At 37.5% G+C, this 25,725-nt stretch carries 22 protein-coding genes; 18 read left to right on the forward strand and 4 right to left on the reverse strand.

What is annotated here, in order from left to right; genetic code table 11:
- From DFO72_RS27600 to DFO72_RS30515, 13 genes are all read left to right on the forward strand, one after another.
- Positions 1 to 898 (forward strand): (Fe-S)-binding protein (locus tag DFO72_RS27600; protein WP_134177311.1); only part of this gene is annotated, 898 nt, incomplete at its 5' end.
- Positions 899 to 937: 39 nt separating this feature from the next.
- On the forward strand, positions 938 to 1,780 hold the full coding sequence (locus tag DFO72_RS27605; protein WP_113885801.1) for a nitrilase-related carbon-nitrogen hydrolase: 843 nt from the start codon (positions 938 to 940) through the stop codon (positions 1,778 to 1,780).
- A gap of 160 nt (positions 1,781 to 1,940) precedes the next feature.
- Complete coding sequence (locus DFO72_RS27610; protein WP_113885802.1) at positions 1,941 to 4,034, forward strand: sensor histidine kinase; 2,094 nt, start codon at positions 1,941 to 1,943, stop codon at positions 4,032 to 4,034.
- A 10-nt stretch (positions 4,035 to 4,044) separates the two neighbouring features.
- Entirely contained in the window at positions 4,045 to 5,412 is a 1,368-nt protein-coding gene (locus tag DFO72_RS27615; protein ID WP_113885803.1) for a sigma-54-dependent transcriptional regulator, read from the forward strand.
- A 188-nt stretch (positions 5,413 to 5,600) separates the two neighbouring features.
- Complete coding sequence (locus DFO72_RS27620) at positions 5,601 to 6,254, forward strand: ABC transporter permease (protein ID WP_279587087.1); 654 nt, start codon at positions 5,601 to 5,603, stop codon at positions 6,252 to 6,254.
- A gap of 57 nt (positions 6,255 to 6,311) precedes the next feature.
- Positions 6,312 to 7,310 carry an ABC transporter ATP-binding protein gene (locus tag DFO72_RS27625; protein WP_113885804.1) on the forward strand — a complete coding sequence of 333 codons (999 nt, stop codon included), beginning with the start codon at positions 6,312 to 6,314 and terminating at the stop codon, positions 7,308 to 7,310.
- Between the two features lie 12 nt (positions 7,311 to 7,322).
- The gene (locus DFO72_RS27630) at positions 7,323 to 8,060 is read left to right on the forward strand and encodes an ABC transporter permease (RefSeq protein ID WP_113885805.1); all 738 of its coding nucleotides are present in this window, start codon (positions 7,323 to 7,325) and stop codon (positions 8,058 to 8,060) included.
- 26 nt (positions 8,061 to 8,086) lie between these two features.
- Positions 8,087 to 9,013 (forward strand): glycine betaine ABC transporter substrate-binding protein, encoded by a 927-nt coding sequence (locus tag DFO72_RS27635; protein ID WP_243856298.1) that lies wholly within the window; start codon positions 8,087 to 8,089, stop codon positions 9,011 to 9,013.
- Between the two features lie 27 nt (positions 9,014 to 9,040).
- Positions 9,041 to 10,399, forward strand: a complete 1,359-nt coding sequence (locus DFO72_RS27640; RefSeq protein WP_166672564.1) for an MmgE/PrpD family protein — start codon at positions 9,041 to 9,043, stop codon at positions 10,397 to 10,399.
- Positions 10,380 to 11,288 carry an alpha/beta hydrolase gene (locus DFO72_RS27645; protein WP_134177313.1) on the forward strand — a complete coding sequence of 303 codons (909 nt, stop codon included), beginning with the start codon at positions 10,380 to 10,382 and terminating at the stop codon, positions 11,286 to 11,288. Before DFO72_RS27640 ends, DFO72_RS27645 begins: the two co-directional genes overlap by 20 nt.
- 1,563 nt (positions 11,289 to 12,851) lie before the next feature.
- Complete coding sequence (locus tag DFO72_RS27650) at positions 12,852 to 14,102, forward strand: glycoside hydrolase family 3 protein (protein WP_208326901.1); 1,251 nt, start codon at positions 12,852 to 12,854, stop codon at positions 14,100 to 14,102.
- 214 nt (positions 14,103 to 14,316) lie between these two features.
- A complete protein-coding gene (locus DFO72_RS30510) occupies positions 14,317 to 14,376 on the forward strand; it encodes a hypothetical protein (RefSeq protein ID WP_279587088.1) in 60 nt (19 codons plus the stop codon).
- Positions 14,377 to 14,426: 50 nt separating this feature from the next.
- The gene (locus DFO72_RS30515; RefSeq protein WP_279587089.1) at positions 14,427 to 14,522 is read left to right on the forward strand and encodes an ATP-binding protein; all 96 of its coding nucleotides are present in this window, start codon (positions 14,427 to 14,429) and stop codon (positions 14,520 to 14,522) included.
- Positions 14,523 to 14,861: 339 nt separating this feature from the next.
- Here DFO72_RS30515 and DFO72_RS27660 read toward each other — a convergent pair whose 3' ends face one another.
- Together DFO72_RS27660 and DFO72_RS27665 are read right to left on the reverse strand one after the other, a co-directional pair.
- Positions 14,862 to 15,476, reverse strand: a complete 615-nt coding sequence (locus tag DFO72_RS27660) for a thioredoxin family protein (protein WP_113885915.1) — start codon at positions 15,474 to 15,476, stop codon at positions 14,862 to 14,864.
- Between the two features lie 116 nt (positions 15,477 to 15,592).
- Positions 15,593 to 17,005, reverse strand: a complete 1,413-nt coding sequence (locus DFO72_RS27665; protein ID WP_113885819.1) for a PLP-dependent aminotransferase family protein — start codon at positions 17,003 to 17,005, stop codon at positions 15,593 to 15,595.
- 519 nt (positions 17,006 to 17,524) lie between these two features.
- Here DFO72_RS27665 and DFO72_RS27670 point away from each other — a divergent pair.
- On the forward strand, positions 17,525 to 17,803 hold the full coding sequence (locus DFO72_RS27670; RefSeq protein ID WP_113885820.1) for an IS3 family transposase: 279 nt from the start codon (positions 17,525 to 17,527) through the stop codon (positions 17,801 to 17,803).
- A 296-nt stretch (positions 17,804 to 18,099) separates the two neighbouring features.
- Here DFO72_RS27670 and DFO72_RS27675 read toward each other — a convergent pair whose 3' ends face one another.
- Entirely contained in the window at positions 18,100 to 18,336 is a 237-nt protein-coding gene (locus tag DFO72_RS27675; protein ID WP_113885821.1) for a phage holin, read from the reverse strand.
- A gap of 944 nt (positions 18,337 to 19,280) precedes the next feature.
- Between DFO72_RS27675 and DFO72_RS30805 the strand changes: the two genes are divergently transcribed.
- Both DFO72_RS30805 and DFO72_RS27685 read left to right on the forward strand, forming a co-directional pair.
- Positions 19,281 to 19,427, forward strand: a complete 147-nt coding sequence (locus tag DFO72_RS30805) for a DUF2553 family protein (RefSeq protein ID WP_395858223.1) — start codon at positions 19,281 to 19,283, stop codon at positions 19,425 to 19,427.
- A gap of 1,117 nt (positions 19,428 to 20,544) precedes the next feature.
- Positions 20,545 to 21,246 (forward strand): Crp/Fnr family transcriptional regulator, encoded by a 702-nt coding sequence (locus tag DFO72_RS27685; RefSeq protein ID WP_243856299.1) that lies wholly within the window; start codon positions 20,545 to 20,547, stop codon positions 21,244 to 21,246.
- Positions 21,247 to 21,613: 367 nt separating this feature from the next.
- Here DFO72_RS27685 and DFO72_RS27690 read toward each other — a convergent pair whose 3' ends face one another.
- Positions 21,614 to 22,882 carry an MFS transporter gene (locus tag DFO72_RS27690; RefSeq protein WP_113885826.1) on the reverse strand — a complete coding sequence of 423 codons (1,269 nt, stop codon included), beginning with the start codon at positions 22,880 to 22,882 and terminating at the stop codon, positions 21,614 to 21,616.
- A 687-nt stretch (positions 22,883 to 23,569) separates the two neighbouring features.
- Here DFO72_RS27690 and DFO72_RS27695 point away from each other — a divergent pair.
- Both DFO72_RS27695 and DFO72_RS27700 read left to right on the forward strand, forming a co-directional pair.
- A complete protein-coding gene (locus DFO72_RS27695) occupies positions 23,570 to 23,908 on the forward strand; it encodes an MmcQ/YjbR family DNA-binding protein (protein ID WP_113885823.1) in 339 nt (112 codons plus the stop codon).
- 723 nt (positions 23,909 to 24,631) lie between these two features.
- Entirely contained in the window at positions 24,632 to 25,144 is a 513-nt protein-coding gene (locus tag DFO72_RS27700) for a GNAT family N-acetyltransferase (RefSeq protein WP_113885824.1), read from the forward strand.
- Positions 25,145 to 25,725: the final 581 nt, after the last annotated feature.

Below are 25,725 nucleotides of genomic sequence, written 5' to 3' on the forward strand. Positions count from 1 at the left end.
TTATCAAAAGTCCGGAATTAGAAAAATGGTGAAAAAAACAAAGTTATTGCACAAGATTTCAGAACCGCTGGCTCAAATTGAAAACGTGCTGCCGCCAGTAGAGTCTCCATTAAAGAGAAACAAATTAGGAACCATCATTCCCGCCAAGGGTCCCAAAAAAGCAAGGGTTGCATTTTTTACAGGCTGTATTTCGGATGCCTTGCTCAACAGAACAAATAGATTATCCATCGAGCTCCTAACAGTAGCCGGCTGTGAAGTAATTATTCCTAAATCGCAAAATTGCTGTGGTGCCCTTCATGCCCATCAAGGAATGATAGAAGGTGCAAAGGAGCTTGCGAAGCAAAATATTTCTGCTTTTGAAGAATCAGAATCCCAATACTATATTAATAATGCCGGTGGTTGTGGAGCTCTTCTTAAGGAATATGAAGATCTCATGAAAAATGATGAAGAATGGTCTGAACGGGCAAAGAAATTCTCTCGTGCCTCCATGGATATTAGTGAAGTCCTGGTGGAATTCGGTCCTCTGCCTTTTATAAAGCAATGGAATGGTGTAATAACTTATCAGGATTCATGTCATCTAAGAAATGTCCAGAGGGTGCATGAGCAGCCTAGAAAATTACTGAAATCCTTACCAGGTGCTGCTTTTGTTGAGCTTTCAGGCAGTGATAAATGCTGTGCTTCAGGAGGCATTTATAATCTTCTCCATTTTGGGGAGTCCATGAAAATCCTTGATGAAAAAATGGAGAATATAGAAGAAACGAAAGCGGCAACCGTTGTCACAACGAACCCAGGATGCCTTTTACAAATGCGTCTTGGAATCGAACGGAAGGGTTGCAGCGGCCGAGTGCAAGGGGTCCATTTGGTAGATGTACTCGCAGAGGCTTGCGGAATTTCTTAAGATTGTCTGTTTATTCTTAATGGAAAAAGGAGAAAGATTATGAAAATAGGAATAGCCCAAGTTGCTCCTCTCTTTGGAAATGTTCAAGCCAATTTATCGCAAATGAAAGATATAATGCACGAGAATAGTGGTAAAGCAGAGTTACTCGTTTTCCCAGAGTTATCTTTAACAGGATATGACCTCAAAGATCAGCTATTTAATGTAGCGCTCACAATAGATGCAAAGGAAATTTTGCAAGTTTGCGAGATATCCGCAGATACAGGTGTGAATGTTGTATTCGGATTTGTTGAAAAGGGGAAGGGCGAGCAAATTTACAATTCAGCGATCATGATCCAGAATGGGAAGATTACCTCTGTTCAAAGAAAAATCTATCCAACTAATTACGGTGACTTTGAAGAAGCAAAATACTTCGCAAGAGGAAAAAAAGTAAACATGGATCAAATAGATTCTTTTATTTCCAGCATGCTGATCTGCAATGATGTATGGCATCCGTCATTGCCTCATATTGCTGCACACCACCACACTTCTCTCTTGATAGCCTTAATTAATAGTCCGGAAGGCGGTCTCGGCAGTGAATATTCCAGTTCTACAGGTTGGGAGAGGGTAGGCCAGTTTTACGCAAGTGTTTATGGGTGCTATGTAGTGCTGGTAAACCGTGTGGGGATTGAGAACGGTATTATGTTTTATGGGAATTCAAAAGTGATTAATCCTTATGGTGAAGTCATTTTACAATGTCCTTATGGAGATCCAGCTGTTCAAATTTGTGAAATTGATTATAAAGCAGTAAAAGAAATACGGAAGCTATTACCCATAATGAGAGATGAAGATGTTCATATTACATTAAAACATTTTAAAGAGATTGCCGATCAGGATTTCGTTTGAAATCTTACTAAAATGAACCCTTGCGTATAGAGTAATGGAGCATTAACCAATACTTATAGCAAGGGTATTTTTGTTCCTTTTATTCTACTATAATAGTATATATACAAGAATTTTCTAAATATTAATCAATCTCAGGACAATTTTGACAGGGGAAATTTCTTTGAAAAAATTATTGCAATCAAGAATAACAAAGAGATATGTATTTATGACCTTTATCGTCGTCTTTGGTTCTCTGGCTTCAATCTATTTTGTGACCATGAATGTACTAAATGATTCGGTACGTTCAGAAATTGAATACCGAAATGAATTAATGTCAAAGACCATCAGCACGAAAACCAGTTTTATGTTTGACAAAATGATCAATGATATCCGTGTCATTTCTGAGTTCGTTCTAAGTAATTCTGAAGAGAATACATATTTTTACCAGAAGGAAATGGAACGAGTCGTTTCTGAAAATCCTCTATATCTATTTATTGACGTCATGGATGAATCGGGTAATTCAATTACCACGATTCCTAATGTAAAAAAGTCTGCTTCGGGAGATTTGAATAAGATTTTAGAGAGATTAAAATGGACCAAGGCATTTTACATATCAAATCTGCTTTCCCTCGAAGATGGGCGGAAAACAATCGGGATTGCGTATCCAGTCCTTGATGATGGAGGGAAGTATCGGGGAGCGATACTTGCCTATGTTAATCTAAATATCCTCTCAGAATATCTTTCGGAGGGAAAGATAGGATCAGAGGGACTTAATGTTTTAATAGACCGCAATGAAACAATCATTGCACATACTAAAGAACAATTTATTGGTAAGACGCTTAAGAATCATGAACTTGGCCAAATGCTTAGCAAGTATCAAAGCGGTGTATGGGAAGGATTATTGTTTAATGAATTTATGCTCGCTTCCTATAGGCCGATTACATTAGGCGGATTGGGGCTTATTATTTGTGAATCTATCGATCAGGCAATGGAGCCTGCAAGACAGGTACAAGTGCTTTTATTTAAGGGTTTTATCATTGTCGTTTTTCTAACTTTTTTATTAACATTGTTCGGAGCATTTAGATTCATAAAACCGATAACGAATTTAACGAATCAGGCTAAGGAATATTCGGATGGGAAAAGATCTGACTTTGAGCTTTTCCATACGGGTGATGAACTTGAAAATCTTACAAAAACGATGGCAAGCATGGCAAATGAATTGAGAAATAAAGAAAGGCATTTGTTCTATATATTGGAATCGATACCATATGGAATCATCACGATTAATAAGGATGGAAGGATTGTTACCTTTAATAAAGGGGCGGAGGAGTTATCGGGATTTTCCAGAACAGAGGCAATTGGTAGGTATATTATTGATCTTCCCTTGAAAAGGGATGAAGCTGATTTTCTGTCATGGAGGACTATTAAGGAAGGAAAAGAAATTAATGAACAGGAAAGCTACATTTATGATAAGAACGGCAGCAGGCATGATGTCCGTATATATTCTTCTTTATTTAGCGGTGAAGAGCAGAATATTCTTGGATCGATCCTCATTTTAAGAGATGTAAGTGATATGAAGAAAATGGAGGAATATCTAAAGCAAAGTGAAAAGCTGGCTTCCCTGGGACAGTTGACTGCAGGAATTGCACATGAAATTAAAAACCCTTTAAGCATCATTCAAGCAGCTGCAGAAGCAATCCAGCTGGACATGCAAGACCCTTCCTTTATTCAGGAAATGACTGACGATATATTAGAAACAACGGATCGATTAAATCAACTGTTAACAGATTTCTTGAATTTATCCAAGGGGGAAACTGACGATGAAATGGAAAGGGTGGACTTAGCTGCTGTATTGGATGAACTATTAGGCCTCCTAAAAAACAATTTTTCCGATCTGAATATAACGGTTTCAAAGTCCTTTACTGTCGAAGAAGCATTTGTACTGGCAACTCCCGGGAAACTAAGTCAAGTGTTTTTAAATATTATTATTAATAGTCTTCACGCAATGGATGAGGGTGGCAAGTTATCTGTTCGCATATTGGATTATGAATCTGATTGGTTAATTGAAATAAAGGATAATGGTTTAGGCATACCGGAAAATGAAATCAAGTGGATTTTTAATCCTTTCTTTACAACGAAGAAAGAAGGTACTGGATTAGGGTTATCAATAGCTTATGAAATCACTACACAATTTGGCGGGGTCATTCAAGCAAATTCGGATATAAGCGGTACAGTATTAACCGTTCAACTGCCAAAGTTTACTGAAGAAAGGTGAGCTTAGAAGCATGAAAAATATTTTACTGGTTGATGATGAATCGAAAATATTGAAAATCTTAAAATCTTCATTATCCAAGCAAGGCTATAACGTGTATACAGCGGCTAACGGACAAGAGGCTCGAAATAAAATCGCTGATACTAATGCCAATCTAGTTTTTTTGGATTTGAAACTTCCGGATGCCTCAGGCTTAGAACTTTTACAGGAATTTATTGGACTTTATCCTAACAAGATCTACATTATGATGACTGCTTTTGGCAATATCGATAATGCTGTTTCTGCAATGAAAGCAGGAGCATTTGACTATATGGTCAAGCCTGTAAAATTAAATGAACTCATCGTTACAATTGAAAAGGCTTTTGAATGGCTTGGTGTAAAAGAGGAAAATAAAAAATTGAAAGAACAGCTTCTTCATTCTGAAGTTCATGGAGAACTCGTAGCTAATAGCAGTCCCATGAAAAATATTCTTAGGCTGGTGGAGAGAGTTTCAGCAACTGAAGCAAACATACTCATTCAAGGCGAGAGCGGAACAGGGAAAACAAAAATTGCACAAATGATCCATATGCTGAGTGAAAGGAAACATGCACCCTTTATTCCCATAAATTGTGCAGCGATTCCTGAGCAATTGCTGGAGAGTGAGCTTTTTGGCCATGAAAAAGGGTCATTTACTGGGGCAGTATCAAGCCGAAAAGGGAAATTTGAATCCGCAAATGGCGGAACGATTTTTTTAGATGAAATTGGTGAAATCTCACCGTCTTTCCAGGCAAAGCTTCTGCAGGTAACACAGGATAAAACCTTCATGCGTGTTGGAAGCGATAAATTAAGCAAAGTCGACTTTCGAATTATTTGTGCTACAAATCGCGATCTAAAGAGGTTGGTAGAGGAGGGGAACTTCAGGGAAGATTTATATTATCGATTAAACATAGTGGATATTTATATTCCATCCCTAAAGGAGCGAAAAGAGGATATCCCACTTTTAGTAGAAAACTTTCTTGAAAAGTATCGGAGCAAACATAAAAAAGATTATAAAACCAACAGGAAATTAATGAATCTTTTAATGAATTACGAGTGGCCAGGAAACGTCCGAGAGCTTGAAAATGCAATTGAAAGAGCGGTTGTATTATGTGATGAGGATTCGATTACAATCGAAGATTTTCCAAGGGAAATCCGTAAAGGAAAAAATGAAAACTTAAATGATATGATGAGAATAGAAAATAGTGCTTCATTACCAGAAATTATGGACGAAATCGAGAAGAAATATATTTTGAAGGCACTTGATGAATCACTTGGACAGCCTGCTAAAGCGGCAAGAACGCTTGGGATTTCAAGACAAAGCCTTCTATATAAAATGAACAAATTTTTCTCGGAGAATATATGACGTCATATTGGCTGCTAGCAGATATTGTTAGCAGTCTTTTTGTGGGGAGCTGTATTTTGTAAATATTTTTTTACAAAATTGGAGAATATTTTTACTAATTATTTAGAAAATTCGATAAAAAGTATAATTTTAAGTTGGCACGGAACTTGCAAAATATATAAATAAGAATAATACAAGGGAGGGATATTTTGGAGATTCTAGAATTTGTCCAAACGAACTGGCTGGAAATTTTACAGATGACCTTGGAGCATATCGAATTAGTTGGGCTTGCAGTAGGCATTGCGATTATTACTGGCGTGCCTTTTGGAATTTATATTTCACAGAGAGAAAGTTTAGCGAATCTGGTTCTGGCCGTGGCAGGAATCATTATGACTATACCCAGTATTGCATTGTTTGGGATTATGATTCCTATTTTCTCGCTTATTAATCAAGGAATAGGATATTTGCCTGCAATAGTTGCTTTAATCTTGTATTCACAGCTGCCAATTATTCGAAACACATATATTGCGATAAAAAATGTGGATCCGAATGTAAGAGATGCAGCAATCGGTATGGGTATGACTACCTTTCAGAGATTAATAAAAGTGGAACTTCCTCTGGCGTTTCCTGTCATTATGGCAGGTGTTCGGATGGCGATCGTATTGACGATTGGAATTGGCGCGATAGCTGCTTACATTGGAGCAGGAGGGCTGGGCGGGTATATAGCCCGCGGTATTTCAACAAGCTATGCAGCAATGATTCAGGTAGGGGCCATATCAGTTTCAACTTTAGCTATTTCAATTGATGTTTTGTTAGGGAAATTTCAGAAAAGATTTTCTTCTCGTGAGAGTATCAAATCTTGAATGAATAATAGACTGAAAAACTCGAGAGATTTACTATATGGAAGAAGGTGAAGTGGAATGATTGAATTTCAGAATGCTACGAAAGTATATGAAAGCGTTGACAAAAGTGTAACAGCTGTTAATAACATTAATTTTCATGTTGAACCAGGAGAAATCTGTGTATTTCTTGGTCCATCAGGCTGTGGAAAAACAACGCTGCTTAGGATGGTGAACCGATTAATTCCTATTACAAGAGGAAGTATCGAGGTGGAAGGCAAAAATATCAATTCAATGGATATCATCAAGCTTCGAAGGTCCATTGGATACGTAATCCAGCACAATGGGCTGTTTCCAAACATGACGATTGAAGACAATATAAATGTTGTTCCCAAAATGCTGGGCTGGGATCAAAATCGAATGAAAAAGCGTTGTAGTGAGCTAATGGAAATGATGGGTTTAGACCCGGGGCAGTTTCAAAAGCGTTACCCTTTTGAATTATCAGGAGGCCAGCAGCAGCGAATTGGGATTGCCCGGGCATTGGCCGCTGATCCCCCTGTTATGCTAATGGATGAACCTTTCGGCGCGCTTGATCCGATCATTCGTGACCACTTGCAAAATGAATTTTTGCGGATACAGAAGGAAATGAAAAAAACCATTTTATTTGTAAGCCATGATATAGATGAGGCAATTAAATTAGGCGACAAAGTAGCAATCTTTGATACCGGGGAGCTGATGCAAATTGGCACGCCTGATGAAATTCTGTCTAATCCTAAGAACGACTTTGTTCGTGATTTCGTTGGAGATGATCGTGCCCTGAAAAGGTTAACTTTGTTAAAAGTAAGAGATTTAATGGTCTTAAGTGACGGTTTTAGAAAGCACCGGTTAAACAATGAATGGCACGGACAAGTGATTTCTGTAAATGAAAACCTGAAAACAGCTTTGTCTCACTTACTATCAGCTCCAAATGGAGAAGTCTGTGTGGTAGACGATCATAATAAGAAGTTAGGTGTACTATGTGTCTCTGATTTTAATTTATTCACAGAAGTGCACCCAAAAGACATATCAATTGTAAGGTAAGGAGGTGGCAGCTTGTCTGGGAAAAAGACCGAACAAATAGTGAAGGCAGGTCTATATTTAATCATAATCTCCATTTTAGGCTGGGCATACTTTACTGGGGCATTTCAATTTATCATTGAAAACCCTAAAGACCTTCTGTATTTAACTGGTCAGCATTTAAAACTGGTAGGAATCTCCGCAGCTCTTGCAATTGCGACCGCAGTACCTCTTGGAATCTTAATAACCAGGCCAAAGTTCAAAAGGCTTGATTGGGTCGTATTGAATTTTGCGAATATAGGTCAAACGGTTCCGAGTCTTGCCATACTGGCTTTAGTCATGAGCTACTTTGGATTAGGCTGGCAAACGGCTATTTTTGCATTATGGTTTAATTCCCTTCTTCCTATCCTCCGAAATACGGTTGCAGGGATTGAAAATGTAAATCCACAAATCATCGATGCCGGAAACGGAATGGGGATGACATCTAAGCAAGTCTTTTTTAAGCTTGAATTACCCAATGCACTGTATGCCATCATGGCTGGTATCCGTACCTCTGTTGTGATTAATGTGGGAACAGGCGCTTTAGCATTTTTAATTGGTGGTGGCGGTCTTGGAGATCTAATATTTACGGGAATTTCATTATATGATACTGGCATAATGCTTTCAGGAGCTGTTCCAGTCATATTATTAGCCATCCTTCTTGACTTTTTATTGGAGAAATTAGAAAAAATAATCGTTCCGCGCGGGCTTCAAAGAACACTGGAAGCAGCATAGTGATGAGAGTTAAGGGAGGAAATTTAGTGAAGAGATTTGTCTATATGTTTCTAGCTATTATTTTGGCAGCAACATTAACCGCTTGTGGCAGTTCATCAGCAAACAGTGAAGGCGGCGGAGGTGATTCAAAGGGAAAAGTGGCAGTAGGCGGTAAAGATTTTACTGAGCAGCAGATTTTGTCCAAAATAACTTCAATTTATTTAAAGGAAAACGGTTTTGATGTAGAGGAAGCAAGCAATATGGGAAGTGCTGTTGTCCGGTCGGCTTTGGAAAATGGGCAAATTGATGTTTATTGGGAATATACAGGCACTGGTTTAGTCGTTTATCAAAAACAGGAAGTAGAAACAGATCCGGACGCAGCATATGAAAAAGTTAAAGAAAATGATAAGGAAAACGGAATCACCTGGTTAAATAAAGCCAATTTCAATAATACCTATGCGATTTTGATGAAAAAAGATACTGCTGAAAAAATGGGTGTAAAAACTATTTCGGATCTGGCCAAAATGGTAAATGATGATCCAGATAAATTAAAGTTTGCTTCGAATGCTGAATTTTATGCACGAGAAGATGGAGTGAAAGGCTTACAGAAACTTTACGGATTTAAATTCCCTTCCAAAAGTGTTGTGAAAATGGATTCCGGATTACTATATAACGCATTAAAGGATGGGCAAGTTGATGTATCCGTGGGCTTTGCTACAGATGGCCGCATTAAGGGCTTCGATCTTGTAATTCTAGAAGATGATCAGCAATTTTTCCCGGCATATAATGGGGTTCCTGTTGTGAGACAGGAAGTTGCTGAAAAATCTCCTGAGATTTCTGAACTCATGAACAAATTAGCCGGTCTTCTGGACAATGAAACGATGATGTCTTTAAATTACTCGGTTGATGTGGAACATAAGGATATCACGGAAGTAAGCCGCAACTGGCTGGAAGAGCAGGGGTTAGTGAAATAAAAACTCACTATATAGGAAGTGATTTCATTGGCGGATTTCTCTGGAAAGCTTGAGGAATATTTGAGGTCTGAATCATTTAACTCCGTTCATGTAAATAGCAAACAAGCCTTAAAAGAAGCACTTGCTGACATTATTGCCTGCACACTTGCAGGGACCCATACTGCTGCATTTGAAATGGTAAAAAAGTTTGCGGACAACCAGTGGGGAACCGGAAGAAGTTCTGTGCTTTCAGCTGTTGAAAAAATGAGTGCATCAGGAGCTGCATTAGTCAATGCTACCGCTGCGAATGCGCTGGACATGGATGACGGTCATCGTCTTGTAAAAGGCCATCCGGGTGCAATTATTTTTCCAGCTGTTCTTGCAGCCGCTGAGGAGCACAATATTTCCGGTGAAGAATTCATGACTGCCCTGCTGATAAGCTATGAAATCGCAATAAGGGCAGGAATTCTCGCACATCAGCTCCGTCCTGAATACCATTGTACAGGTTCATGGGGAGCCATCGGAGCTGCAGCAGGATCAGGGCGGATTTTGAGGTTAACAGGAAATGAAATAAACCATGCACTGGGTATTGCCGAATACCAATCAACCTATTCCCCAATGATGCGCTGCATTAAACACCCTTCCATGCTCAAAGATGGGATTGGATGGGGAAGCATGACTGGAATAAGTGCTGCCTATCTTGCGAAGGAGGGGTTTACCGGTATTCCATCACTTTTTGAAACAGTGGAGGCGGATCCTTATTTGCTGGAATTGGGGAAGGTATATCGGGTAGAGGAGCTTTATTATAAGCCTTATGCATGCTGCAGATGGGCGCAGCCGGGAATAGAAGCTTTGAAGGAGTTAATGCAGAAGCATACGTTAACAAATTCAGAAATTAGTAAAGTTAAAATTTATACTTTTACTGAAGCTGCCTCTTTAAGCAGAAAGCATCCAAATAATACGGAAGAGGCTCAATATAATCTCACTTTTCCGTTCGCAGCCTATTTAGTTACAGGAGAAGTTGGACCTAATCAAGTATTGAACGAATTAGGCAATCCAGAGATTTTAGATACGATGGACAGGATTGAAATCTATATAAGTGATGTATTAGATAAGCAATTTCCTAAAAGAACTCTTAGCAGGATAGAAATTGAAGATAGCAGGGGCCACATCTTTTCATCAAGTGTCCATCAGGCAAAGGGAGATTATGATTTTCCGCTATCATCAATTGAAAAAAAGAATAAGTTTTATAATCTTGTAGAGCCAATTGCGGGACGTGAAATTTGTGATGAAATATACGAATGTATACAAAAAATGGAAAACCTTTCGAGCATTCATGAGTTAACTTCATTATTAAACATAAATAAAAAATATGGAGGGATTTATCATGCAAGAACGTCAAATTAGCTTTTATAGTGAAGGTTTTAAACTGGATGGAACTATTTATCTGCCAGATGATTATCAGCAGGGTGAGAAAAGGCCGGCCATCATTCCTAATTCTGGGTATCAGGGGTTTAATGAATTTTACCCCCGATTATTTGCACGCAACCTGACTGAACTAGGTTATGTATGCCTGGGATTCGATTATCGAGGTTTTGCAGGAAGCGAAGGACAGCAAGGAAGAGTTATTTTGGATGAGCAAGTCCAGGATGTAAGAAATGCGATTACATTTTTACAAACCCAGGATGAAGTAAATCCTGAAAATATCGGGTTAATTGGCTGGGGTATGGGTGCTTCGAACGTTGTCCGAGTCGCAGCAGCAGATAAACGTGTAAAAGCAGTAGCTGCTCTTAACGGTTTTTACAATGGAGAAAGATGGCTGAAGTCCATCCATTCCTATGTCGAATGGATGGAAATCAAAAACATGATCGAAGCAGACCGTATTCTTCGGGTTACAACTGGAAGTTCAAAATATGAAGATCCATTTATTCATTATCCGTTAGATCCTGATACAAATGATTATGTCCAAAAAGAACTTGCACCGTTATCACCATTCGGTAAACAAACTTATTTGCAATTTACTGAATCTATTATTGAACTAGACGCTGATAAAATAGCAAAAGATATTGAATGTCCATTATTTATAGGACATGGAAAAGACAACCTGCTTCATCCAGTGGAAGAATCACTTAGTTTTTACGATACAGCATCAGAACCGAAGCAGCTATTCATCATTAATGGAAAACATAACGACTTTATGTATCATGAACACTCGGTATTCCAGGAATTAATTGGACAGCTAAAACAATTTTTTGAGAAGTGTCTACAATATGAAAAGCTAGAGAAAATTAGTTGATTCAGTTATCAAAAGAAGTTTATATATAGTTGCAAATAAATAGTAACATAATATGAAATCGAGTATAAAATCGGATAGGTTTAATACTCGATTTTTTGTTGTTTTAACTAACATACCACTAGGAATATGATTTTTTATCCATAAATTCCGATTTGCATTCAGTTGGTATTGTTCTATGTTAGATAATGGATTCTGTCAGGTACATCTTTTTTAAACTAATTTTAACCGTCCCTCTAACCTTGTTGTAACCTTCACTTTTTAAGATGGATAGTGAGGCGAGAGGATTGGAATATACTGTAAGGTTCGAGAATCTATCCAAACATTTTGGCAGTGAAATGGCCGTTGTGAGTTGTAGGCACTCTTTCTAGAAGATTTCGTCTTTGAACATAAGCATGGACATCGTACACGATGTCAGATCGGGGGAAATTATCGAAGCGTGCTAAGCAAAAATCATGAGAACGAGAAATTTACTTGTTACAAGGGCATAGCGATTTGTATGATGAATTACCTCTACGATGTTATTGATGAAATGGAAAATGATACAATCTATTCATTCGTAAATACATGGCCATTATAAAGGTATTCCTAAATGCGCGATCTTCAAACGTCTATGAGAAAATACAGGAATACAGGTACATCCCCATCTATTTCACACTCTGTTTTACCATGAAACGAAAGATATTAAACAGGTACAAGAACGACTTGGCCATGCCAATAGTGCGTTCATCCTTCCAGCGAATAAATTCGTGAGAATTGGGAAAAAGCACAATCAGCTTTTCATTTTAGTAAAGATTGTAATAATGAGTAAAAAATGATTCAACCACATGTTAAATCCATTGCGGAATAGCAAAGGTTGCACCCAAAAATTCAGAATGAACTCACTACTTGTACTGAATCCAAGGTTGGATGTAACAGCTCAATTTCTATCTCCTATTTTTTAGTAAATGATGTCTTGAATCTAGACGTTTTAATAGAAATGGAAGATTTCGTTGGATATAAGCAGAAAAACAGTTGTTTCGGCAGCAACTATATTGAAGTTACTAAATTTTGTGGAGTATTTCAAAATGTAAGTGAAATCCATATGTAATGGGAACCAATTGGGGAGAACCAACAACTAGTGCCGAAAGTTTAGAAATAGGTTTTTTTCAGTTGGAAATGGTTACTAGGAAAAATTTTGGACAATAAATCGAGTGTTATTTGAACGAAGATGATCATCATCCATTTTATATTTAATTTTGATTAGGCTTAAATATAAAAACATCTAATATATGCTTTCTAGATATTCCTCAATCGGGCGCTTTTCTTAGCAAGGAAAAATGCCTTTTTTTATGTAAAGGGCTCGTTTAGGAACGCTTCTTTTTCGTGTATCGAGTACAATAATTGATGGTGGGTAAAACAACACCCATGTTGGAAATGCTATTTAAATATTGACTCTGTACTATTGTATACACTTTATAATTAAGTTAAAGTTGAGTTGTAACATAACATCAGGAATCACGGGTTGTCCTAAGTAATCTGCCATACAGATATGTAAGTGAGTACTGACAAATCAAGGAGGATACGGTGAAAATTAATAAAAATCGGCACCGGTTATGTTTTATTTTTTCTTTGATTATGATTATGGCTTTGGCCGGCTGTAACCAAGATTCCAACAACATTAATCAAGAAAATAATAGCGAGGCAGAAAATAAAACTGAAGAATCTGATACGCTGACAGATCCGATCATAGAAAAAATCGATTCCATGTCCATAGAAGAAAGAATTGGTCAAATGCTTATGTTTGGATTTGAAGATACCCAAGTGAATGATGAAACACGAAAACTTATAGTTGATTATCACGTTGGGGGAGTCATTCTATCTAAGAAAAATATTACAGGTTCTGAGCAATTATTGGATCTGAACAATCAAATAAAAGAAATAAATTCCGACCATAATAATACTCCCATATTTATTTCTGTCGATGAAGAAGGCGGCTTAATATCTAGAATGCCGCCTGAAATAATAAACTTGCCGAACAGTAAAGATATCGGAGATTCACATAGATCGGAGCTTGCCTACCAAGTTGGGGAAGCGATTGGAGAAAGGGTGAGCTCGTTCGGATTTAATATGACGATGGCACCTGTTTTAGATATCAATAGTAATCCAGCAAACCCTGTAATCGGGAAAAGGGCTTTTGGAGATAATAAGGAAATTGTTTCGGAAATGGGAATTGAAGAAATGAAAGGAATACAATCCCAAAACATTATACCAGTAGTAAAGCATTTTCCAGGTCATGGTGATACAGATGTTGATTCTCATCTGAGATTACCGGTCGTGAATCATGGTTTGGGAAAACTTCGCCAAATGGAATTGGTGCCATTTCAAAATGCTGTTAATCAACAAGCAGATATGACAATGGTTGCGCATCTACTGTTACCTGAAATAGATAGTAAATATCCTTCTTCTTTATCAAAGAACGTAATCACCAATATTTTAAGAGAAGAATTAAAATTTAATGGAGTTGTTATAACCGATGATATGGCTATGGGGGCAATTATCGAAAACTATGATATAGGTGAAGCGTCCATAAAGGCCGTTCAAGCAGGAAACGATATTGTGCTCGTAGTCCATGGATATGAAAATAAAGTGAAAGTTGTCAACAGTTTAATAAACGCTGTAAAAGATGGAACAATAAGCGAAGCAAGAATAGATGAAAGCGTTGAAAGAATTTTACACTTAAAAGAAAAATATAACATTTCAGACAGCCCTATAGATGAAATCGAAATAAATAAAATTAACCAATCATCTGAAGAGATATTAGGCGCTCTTCAATGAACAATCTAAAAAGTGCAGGACTTTGCAATGGTTAATTAGAGTTCTGTACTTTCTTTTTATTATACTCATTCCTAATTAAATGAGATGATTTGGTTTGGTTTGAAAAATAAAATGGAACCAACCCCATCCGAAGCGAGTTGTCTGAAGTTTATGGTATGAAAATATCCAAAAAGAAATAGGATATCTTAACTTTGATCCTCAAAATGATTATTACCTGTTTCAAGTAATTTCTAGAAGATACAAACGGGGGTCGCTTATACTTACCTCCAAATAAAGGTTTCGTAGTGGGGAGAAATGGTGGGAAATCCCATTATAGCGGCAGCCATGCTAGACCGTCTTTTACACCATTCAAGGATTTTCAATCTAAAGGGTAATAGATATAGGCTTAAGGAAAAGCAAATGAAGACACAGAAGGATTGAAAAGTCCTTCTGTGGAAGTTTAAATCGGCGATATTGAGGATGATACAACAGGCCTTGTATTCAACAATAAAGGTGAATATTTAGAAACATCTATCTTTATAATAAAGTAAGCAAATATCCTCATTACAATATCTTTTTGTTACCATGAGAAGCCGAAGGAAATTCTCGAGCTTTTTTCTTTTGATTACAAGAAATCATTTGGTTAAGTTGTTCTGTATTTACGAACGGCTTAGCAATATTCATTATTCATAATTCTTCTCCAACGTTCGATATGTTCCATTAGATATAGTACACTTAGGTCGTACGTAATGTCCTTCTTTCCTTAATAATCGTAACACTTTATCTAAAGTCTTTTATAGAGGAAAAAAGATCAGTTAATTCCTGTAGTAGAACTTTCTGATAGTGAGTTCCCAAATGGTACAACTCACCTATTTCTCCATATACTTTTCCTATTTTCTCTTTGTAATCAGGAGCTTCCTTATCAGGATTGGAACTTTTAAATTGATCCATAACATCTTGAATATAGGCAGGTCGAGCTCCCCATCTACCCAATACATTACCATTTTTATCAAGGATGACAGCAATCGGTTGGTTACGGACTCCATCAGTCAAAAAATGGTCCATAGTTTCCAAGTGTTCTTCCATTAATAATACTTCTGTTGGAATGTTGCATTGTTCCATAACCCGGAAAAGAACTGGGACATTCCAAATAACGTCTGGGCACCAATCGGTACAAAGAATTAAGCAATAAAGATCTTGAGGATTACGAAAAGAATTAAAAAATAAGTTATCCGTATTATTTTCCAATGAAAAATTTTCATAGATGTACAAAAATTGGTCTTTCGTATTTAAGATTTTGCTTTGCTCCATTTCTCTTTTTTCCATACTGTCAATAAACTGTTGTGGAGTTATTCCATGCCCAAATTTATGTTTTAAATTTAATGTTTCGTTCATCTTTATCTTCATCCTTTCAAAAACCTATAATTTATCACTTTACAATGATAGAACTAAACTGACCATTTATAAATGGTCAGTTTAGTTCTATTTAAAAAGTCAGATTTGCATTATGGTTACTGAAGATAGGGTAACCAAGCCTTCCTTAATAACTCTATTCCTTTTTCCATGTCTTTCTCGCTCACCCCAGCGAACCCTAAATACAATCTAGGGAAAGGTTCAGTCCTTATGGTCATCCACATGTTTTTAAAGTCATAGACAATTACTCCTTCTTCAGCAGCTGATTTTATCAGGGTCTCTGTGGATTGATTGGTGTTAACCGTGATTTGTAAATGAAGGCCGGCATTTTGACCAGTAATTTTTATATGGTTATGAAAATTATTCTGAATAAGCTCAATTAGTTTATGATGTTTTTTACGATATAATTTACGTACTCTTCGGATATGCCGATACCAGTGTCCTTGTTCAATAAAAGAAATCATTGCCCATTGGGTGATTCGAGAAGGGGCGGATGTGAATTCATAAGAACTTTCCTTCAATTTTTTCAATAACTTTTGTGGTAATACCGTGTAATTCATTCTTAACGCTGGTGTAAATACCTTGGAGAAAGTGCCAATATATATCACTCTGTCATATCCGTCTAAACTTTGTAGAGAAGGGATAGGCTTTCCAATATACCTAAATTCTCCGTCATAATCGTCTTCAATAATAAATGCATCTCTATTAATTGCCCACTTTAAAAATTGTTCCCTTTCGGAAAAAGGCATAATACACCCTGTGGGAAACTGGTGTGAAGGAGTGATATAAGCTAGCTTTGCGGACCTACCTTCTATATCGTGAACTGAAATCCCTTTTTCCCCTACTTGGATAGGCAATACTTCAAAACCATTCATTACAAATTGTTTACGTACTAAGTTATATCCTGGTTCTTCAAATGCTATTCGGGAATTATTGCTAAACAGATGGCAAATTATTCGGATACTATCCGCTATTCCACTGCCAATTATTATTTGTTCAGGAGTGCAATGAACGCCTCTTGCATTAAATAAGTAATCTGCTAATGCTGCCCGAAGTTTAAATTCTCCCTGAAGATCACCATATTTCCCAATATCCATTGAAGAATTTTCAAGTGCTTCTTTCATCAGCTTATTCCAGGTTCGAATAGGGAAACCATGCGGATCAACAGCAGAAGGGTCAAAATCAATTGTCGGTTGAGTTTCAGGACAGTTAATGCCTTTAATTTCTTGATCAACATAGATATCATTTTGTTTGGTAGGCAAAACAGCTTGTGGATTTATTGCGTAAAAACCCGATCGTGGTTTGCTAATTACGTATCCTTCAGTGATTAACATTTGAAAAGCTGTTTCAATAGGTGTTTTACTGATATTCAATTGCATTTGTAATGATCTAATGGAAGGCAGACGCATACCATTAGTTATCTCTCCATTTCGAATGGCATCACGAATATGCCGATAGAGGGTTAGATAAATGGGTGTATTTTTTTCATCTTTTATTAAAATTTCAAGCACCTAATATCACTCGCAGATAATTATTTTTTAAAAACTTTTTCAATTACTAAGCGTTTTATTTATTATATAAATGTTTTTGATATTTTAACTAAATTCTAACTGATCTAAATAACTTTCCTAAATATCAAAAGAATTTATTAAAATTATATTTTCCATTCATAATCTTCATAATACTTCTCTTTTAGGACTTACGGTTCTCAGTACAACTGGTAGGTAGCTAACAAACTAAATATACGAAGCAAAAATACTGTAAAGAATTGGTGGAGGAAATATCAAAAAGAGGATCAAGCATTTTACAAAAGACAATAGGGGTCGAAAGAAAGAGTACAAAAAATCAAGAACATTACATTCTGATGGAAATGAGAATGCTGTTTTAAAAAAGTTTAAGGCAATCTTGATGAAGGAGGGAAAAAGGTAAAGTTTCATGAAGTTGATCTTTTAAGAGATCAATTTAATGTAGCGGATCTCTGTCAATTTCTTGGGGTATAAGTGAGTGGATACTACATATACAAAGAGTAAATAAGGGTTGAGTATGAGAAATCAAATAAACAATGGGGTTATCTTTGTGTTCATAAAGAACTCCAGGAAGTATACCGAATGGAAATCAATCATAAAAGGGCATATCGGATATATAAAGAACTTGGTATTCAATCTATGACTCCGAAGAATCACAAGTCTACAAAATATGATCAGTATAAGCCGACTGATCCTGAAAGGATTAAAACAAATATCATCAATAAAGACTTTTCGGTTGACCAACCTAATAAAAAGATGGTTACAGATATTATTTTTGAATAGCTTGTTTCACTTGGGTTTCACCAATTGAGAAGGGCTTTTATATATATCATTTTACACGTAGCTGCTGGCAAGATAAATATTATATTTTGCAACATGATTGTTCCAATACCTAATCTGCTGAATGGTGCTACCACAAGTTCTGCTTAAAGAATATTCTTTATCACCGGACATTAATCACCGCCAATATTAATTTTATTCATAATGAATTAGACTGATGGATTGTTCATGCTCCCGTATTTCATATCTACATGACAATCACTCTTTTTAATGTATAAGAAAGCCTCCAATAGGGCACCTTATTTTAAACCTTCTCGTTCCAAACATGCTTTCTGTTTTTTAGCTTTTTCAGTAAAGCAGTAGTGATTTTTGTATATCGTATATAGTGTGATTGATAAGGCAATACCAGCTGTGAGGACTACTCCAAATGAGCTTATGCTTTCCTCAGTTAGCCAACTAAATTTTATATTTAAAGTGCCGAGAAACAGCATAATAGCTGTTAAAAAACCTAAAACTTGTGATACAACGTCCTTCATTTTAAATCGACTCCTTTTCCATATTATTTTGGCATTTTTTCACATTCTACCGTTTGCTATATAGCTAACTTGCTGATATGAAACTCCGTTTTTTCACTAATACTTTTGTCCCGGATTTTTTAGAAAAAGGAATATGATGTTTTTTTATTGTAATCAACCGCTTTGTTTGAGAAATTACGCGTTGGGTTCTATTCTCCGAATTTCAAAAGGTTATTTCAAAAGCATGTGCATTTCTTCTTTATAAGTAACCCATTCTAAATTATATTCATCATTAATTCCTTTGTTACCATCTATATGATTTACTTCATCACAAACGCAATCAATTGACCTTGTTAGCTTCTATATTATTTCTTATATCATCAACATATTTGCGTTTTTAACCGAGCTAATCTTTAATTCGGGCATCTTACTGTGAATCTGTGTTTGTCTCTTATTGCTTGTTATACTGGTTGCTTATCCTATTGGGAGAATATAACTGGTAGTTCTTTGTTTCTTCCATTGGTCCCCTTGTTTTATTCTGACGTCCGGTAAGTCGTGCAATCTTTCTACGCTTAGAAAGGTTGCGAATGATCCTTCATCTGTATTTATTTGACCACCTGATTTTGTTCTGATTAGATATTAAATCTTGTGGTTATGGACCAAAGGAAGATCTTGAAAAAGTTCTCATTAACCACATCTAAACAGCAAAATCATCCGGAAAGTGACCACTATATTTAGTCGGTCACTTTTCAATTTTTCATGTTCTATTAATTAAAGTTTTCAATCGTTTTGTGAGGTACATGACATTTTTCTTTTACGGTTTCCTATAAACTCAAGTTGTGAGGATGATTCAAGATTAAGACGAAAAGGAGAGGAAATGCAATGAGGAACATAACAGAGCGAATTCGAGCAGTTGTAAAAAAAGATCAAATAGAATTATTCTTTAAAGATAAAAAATAGGAACGATCTCCATTTCTCCTGATGAGAGAAGAAATTTAGAAATGCATCAAGACTATGTAATGGGAAATGGGAAGATCTTTAAATATATGGACCTATTACAAGCAGTTCATCCTAAAGCATATGTCGAAGGCTGTGACCTTGGCTGGTGCTGAAATTTCTTGAAACGGGCTGATACTATGAATGCACAATTTTCGGGGGAGAGCAGTTGAGAGATTAAATTAGACCTCAATTGAACCCTAATCTGGGTGGCTGTCCATAGGAGTGGATTGGGTAACATTTGTCGGGATGAAGGAGCTAACTTCAGAGATGGAACAACAACTCCTTTTTACAAATTTTAAGCCGGTATTATTGGGACATAATCCAGACCATTAAGAATTTAGTCACTGTGGTAACTCCTTAGGAGATAGATGGCATCCTAGGTATCAACCATTTTTTAGACCTAAAAAATTTGAGTTCCGATGAAAAATAAATAGGCTGAATGAAATTTATTAAAACGGAGGCAATTGCTGCATATGGTGATTGCTATTGGTTATTCCAGAATAGGGCACTATCCTTGAACATGGATAAGCGCCCATTTTTCATTTTAAGTTAAGAGTGGTTAGTAACTTAAATGAAAAAATTGTAAAGAATTATTCTTAACCTATAAATCAATATATTGTAGATGACAGATGCCGATTTGGTTAACAAATTAATCTGTAAACTAACCGCCAAGTTCCACTGAACTATCATTCAATTTTTTTTGTCCTAGACGGCAGGAGAAAATTCGCTCAATTAATAAAATAAGAATACAAACATGAAAGGATAGGGATACTCGTTTTAGGAGGAACAGCGTTTTGTGTTCGCCGGTTAGTGCATTTATTACATTGGGATGCCCACGATGTGACTATTGAAACAAGAGGGCAGAGACCGGATGATTATGGCGATCGTGTTAAGCGGTAAATTTTAACCTCGAGCATGGCGATTTATAATAGTTAAGATACCGAAATCACCGATGATGATTTCATACCGGAACAATAAAGCTATGATTTTGTCACTTTATGCCATCCCTTATACATGAAAGCTTTCGAATACAAGAGCGGCGTCTGACGGTTTGCGTTTTCGCCGATTCAAAGTCGATTGCCGGTATGGCCCAGGAAAGCATGGTGCGACTGGGCATTGGAATAACGGCCGCAACATTTAAATATTTAAGAAATAGCCATGGGAGAAACATGGCAACTAATCTAGAATCCGTATCCCGTTGGCTAACATCATTTGGAGGCTCGATATTCAATGAACAAGCTTTGGTACTTATCTCAAATCAGCATTTTTGAAGAAATGTCGCGAGAAGAAATTAGAGAGATCGATCAGCTAGATACCATCCATCATTTCAATTGGATCACAAAAAACACATTGGTCCAAACCCCGGAGTCTGCCCTCGAGGGACTCTATTTCGTCAAGGAGGGCAAGCTTAGACTCTATAAACTGAACGACAGTGGAAAACAGTTCACACTTGGCATTCTTACAAGAGGAAATATATTCGGGGAGTTAAATTCATTCTCGTTCGGAACTAGGAGGGTTTATATTGAAACGATGGAATCGTCGCTTCTTTGCACCATGTCCGAGCCTCAGTTTGAGCGACTGATGATCAATCGGCCTCAGCTCGCGCTCAAATTTCTTAAAGCACTCAGTGACCGGTTAAAAGAGCGGGAGGATCAATTAGAACAGCTCGCTCTTCATGGTCTTAGAAAACGAGTACTCCATCTCCTCTCCAAACTGAGCGATAAGTTCGGCGTCATTCAGGACGGATATGCTCTGATCGATCTGCCTCTTTCACATCAAGAGATTGCCAATATGCTCGGTGCTAGTCGCGAAGCGGTCAGTGGCGTGATGAGCGAACTTGCCAAGAAGGGGGTCGTTAAGGTATCACGGCTGTCTGTTCAACTTGATGTTACAATACTTGAAGAAAATATTCCTCGAAATTCTACACATTGATATGCAAAGACCACCGGATTTCCGGTGGTCTTTGCTTGTACTTTAAGGTCAAATGTCTTAAATTTTAATTTAATTCTATGTCCGAAGACGGAAATGATCGGGACTCGCGGTTGATAATGTTCCACGAGGCCTTTAAGGAAGAATGCGGATGATCGCTTTACCTTGATCCGATCGGTCGGGTTGAAAGAATCGATGGCATCGTTAAGGCCGGCGATGGTCACAGCATTCCTCCGGCGAAAACAAGACCAGCGGACTTCTTCCCGATGTCAGCACCGATCACGTCGAAAACCAGATCGACGTCGCCGAAGTCGAGCGCTGTCAAAGGGTCGGCGGTCCCAACTTTTTATTATCAAATGAGATTCATGATTCACGCTGCGGTTTCAACTGCCGATTTTGCTTTTCGCTGACCTATCAGCCATTGAACCATTGTCAATATCAGCGTGATAAGAATCAATCCCGCAATCGCAAAGCCAAATTTATGTGTAATATCATTAACCCAACCGACAAAGATTGGTCCGATCGCCCCGATCAAATATCCGACAGATTGTGTCATAGCTGCCCAGGATGCCGCCTCATGAGGATTTGCCGCTTCGTCTATCGGCAGCAAGGACCCTAGAGTAAATAACATTCCGCATCCAAGCCCGCATAATAGAGCCGCCAACCAAGGAAGTGTAGCGAAAAAAATTAAGATCAGCCCGATCAACTGAAGAAATGAGGCTGAAAGAAGCCAGACCAGACGGGAAGGGAAGCGTTTCAGCAGCATATGAACCACAAGCCCGCTCGGTATTTGAACCAAGGCAAACATCGTCAGTAACATACCCGCGTAAAAGCTTGAGTACCCCGCACTTTCCATCATGGGTGGCAGCCATCCCATCAGGGAATAAAAAACCAAAGCCATAAGTCCAAAATGGATGGTTAACAGCCATGCCTTTTTATTTCCCCACGGCAACGCCGACGTTTGAGACGGTTCACTAGCCTCAATGATTGGAGTATAGACTTGCTGTTTAACTACTGCATACCACACTGGAACAGCTGTGACCGCGAGTAACGCCCAAAAAGCAAGCGCTGTTTGCCATGAGTGTAATTTCATTTGAATAGGAGCGGACAAGCTGGCACCCAAAGCGGCCCCCAGTGACAAGGCCATAGAGTATAAGGCGATCATAATTGGAATGTTGCGAAAAAAGTGCTTTTTGATATATCCGGATAGAAGTGGTCCCATCACAGCTATGCCAATACCTGTCAAAACGGCGGTAAGAAGCATCATGGGAGTGGAATGCGCGACCATACGCAAAAGCGTGCCTCCCGTTATCATAACTAGTGAACAGGCAATTCCTCGTTCAAAGCCAATATGTTTGCCTAGTCGAATGGATAGCGGTGAAAGAAAGCCCATGCAAAGAACCGGAATGGAGGTTAATAAACTGGCGGTAAATGCATTCATGTCCAGATCTTTTCGAATGACCTCTAGTATGGGTGAAATTGAACTAATTGTAGGCCTCAGATTCAGAGATGCAATAAAGAGGGCGGCGATCGGAAGCCAGTCGCCCGCCTTTGCAGGTATTCCATGAGGGTGTGAGTTTGCTTCACTGTTTCGAACATTCCCTTCACGAGTCCGAATAAACAAGGTTCGAAGGTTCATCGGTTTCATCTTCTTTCTGATACTTTGTATTGGCACTATACTTGTTAACATGTATAGTGGTTTCCATCAGATCCACTTTTATTTTAAAATCAGCCGCTTCCAGCTGTTCGGTTAAATTTAGGTTGCTATCGTTCTGACACCTCCAATATCGAATGATAGCCTGATTATAATTCTAAAAAGAACGGAGTTCTGTAATTTAGGTTACATTTCTCCGTTTTATTTTTGAGATTGTGTAAATGAAAGAACAATATACTGAAGATGACATTTGCCCAAGTACCATTGAGTTAACAGTCAGTTTTCTTTTCTATTGTTCCGGATGGCAGATGAATATTCGCTCAATTAATAAATAAAATAAGAATACAAACATTAATGAAGAAAACTATCAGAAATATGACTATGTCGAATGAAAACACCTGGCGCCTATATCTTTCAGAATCAGGCATTTTCGCCGTCGTGGCGTTGCAATAATGTTACTGCAATGAAAGCCAATGACTTTGCCCATGTTATTTTGGAGGACAATACTCAACCATGGCTGCCGGTAGAATTGGTACCTTTCGATTAATTAATGGATTCTATTTGAAGATTGCGAACGTTCGTTTTATAATATAAAAAACTGAGGAGGCATTCCAACGGTATAGATAAAAAGAGTGGATTATACGATGTCATTTACGAAGGAGATTAGTTGGGTTGAAAAATAATTTCATCGAATACTGTCTAAACAAAAATGGAGCGACTAAGGATTTTCCCGTGGGACCCGATCCAATCGCGATAAAAATTGCAGATAAAATATTCGCTCTTTTTTATAAGGAAAAAGGGTACTTAAACCTAAAATGCGATCCTGTGTTTGCGGAATACTTGAGAGAGAAGCATGAGGATGTCCTACCTGGGTATCATATGAACAAACAGCACTGGAATACGATTATTCTCGGGGGTTCTTTGCCGGAGTCGGATATCTTTGCAATGATTGACCAATCTTACGATTTGGTTGTCAAAGGCCTTCCTAAGAGAATCCGTGAGTCTATTTAGTTTTACAATTGTTGGCTATCTATCATACAAATGTGTTTCCTCATTTTTCATGACGAAGTCGGCGCTCTCGTATCTCAAGGCAAGAAGGGGCAGATATGCGTAAACCGCGGATTTCTTCATTTTCACGATACAAGGTTATGTCCAATCCACTGGACAGGAACTTTCATATCATTCGAATGACACGTTGCTCTCATATTAAAGATGCCTTCGATTTTTCCAATGGGCTCTTGGTAAACTTGCTTTGATGATGAGTTTCCGGCGATTACTTCTGTACCTTTTCCAGAATAAGTATTCCCAGCCTTGCATATTGTCGCGGCGCGCTGATTGTTCAGGGCAATGACAATGCCCTGCTCCTAATGATTTAAACAAATATTGCGATCGTCCTCTCTTTTCCTCGACCTGCCGCCCGAGTCATGTTAAGAGACGTCAGCCCGTCATATTAACAAATCATATCATTTATACTTGGCTATTGCCGCTTTAACCCAGCATTTGGAACGTCTATCGTATATTTCCATTAGAATTATACTACTAAGCTAAGGTAAAGGAATTTCAACAGGTAAATTTATCTACATACTCTGCTCTTCTCATTAGAGAGGGGCTTTTCAGCTTATTTCTAACTTCAATGAAGCTATCTGTAATGTTAAAAAGTTCAATTTTACTTTTTTGGATAAAAAGTTCTAAAATAAATGGAGGTAAATACATTGATGTTGAAAGGAAGAAAAAATGCTAAGAGAAGCAACTCAAAATGATTTAATGGACATTTTAAATATCTATAATGATGCCATTCTCAATACGACTGCTGTATACGCATATAAACCCCAAACGCTTGAAAGTAGACAATTTTGGTATGAACAAAAGAAGGAGGAGGGGTATCCAATATTAGTATGCGAACAAGATCATAAAGTGGTTGGATTTGCGACATTTGGTCCTTTTAGAGCATGGCCAGCTTATAAATATTCAATTGAGCATTCTGTATATGTACATAAGGAGTACAGAAAAAAAGGAATTGGGACATCTTTACTGAAAGATATAATCGCAAATACGAAGGAGAGGGGGTACATGACTTTAATTGCTGGGATTGATGCCGCAAATGAAAAAAGCATTACCATGCATAAAAACTTTGGCTTTGTTCATTCAGGTACCATAAAAAAGGCGGGCTTTAAATTCAATAGATGGCTCGATTTAGCTTTTTATCAACTAGAACTTAAAGGGCCTAAAAATCCTGTAGAAGAATAAATTTCGTTGGTATTTATAAAGAATCATTACAGAAAGGCGGAAGTTGCGACTGAATGGAATCCTTCCTGCCAAAGTAAAAGTTCACGTTTCCGGTTATTTAAAGAAATTAATGGGTTAAATTTATACCTCCTCAGCCTTCTTGCTCTGGAGGTTTTTGGCATACCTCCTAGCCAAATACAAAAAATAAAGTAAGCCTGGATGAATAAAAAGATAATAGAAATTCCATAACTTTTTCACAATAATATATGAATACATTCTCCCGAATCCAGGAGACCATACTACTAGTTGCAGAGAAATTCTACTTTGCTTCATTTTATTATTCGTTAAATATGTAAGGCACCTAACATTTTTTTTAGAGTATTCCAAGTATACTCCTAAGTATAAGTTATAAAAACATTTTAAGAGGAGGAATTAATCATGGCATTAGTGAAATTCAATATCGAATCCACATCTCAAAAGGTAACAACTGAGGTGAAGGCGGCAGGAGCTCATACATTTTTTGTAGACGAACCAAAAAACTTAGGTGGGAATGATAAGGGTGCAAATCCATTAAATACTCTGTTAGGCTCTCTTGCAGGCTG

Origin of the sequence: Cytobacillus oceanisediminis (assembly GCF_004366035.1) — a bacterium.
GTDB lineage: Bacteria > Bacillota > Bacilli > Bacillales > Cytobacillaceae > Cytobacillus > Cytobacillus oceanisediminis_C.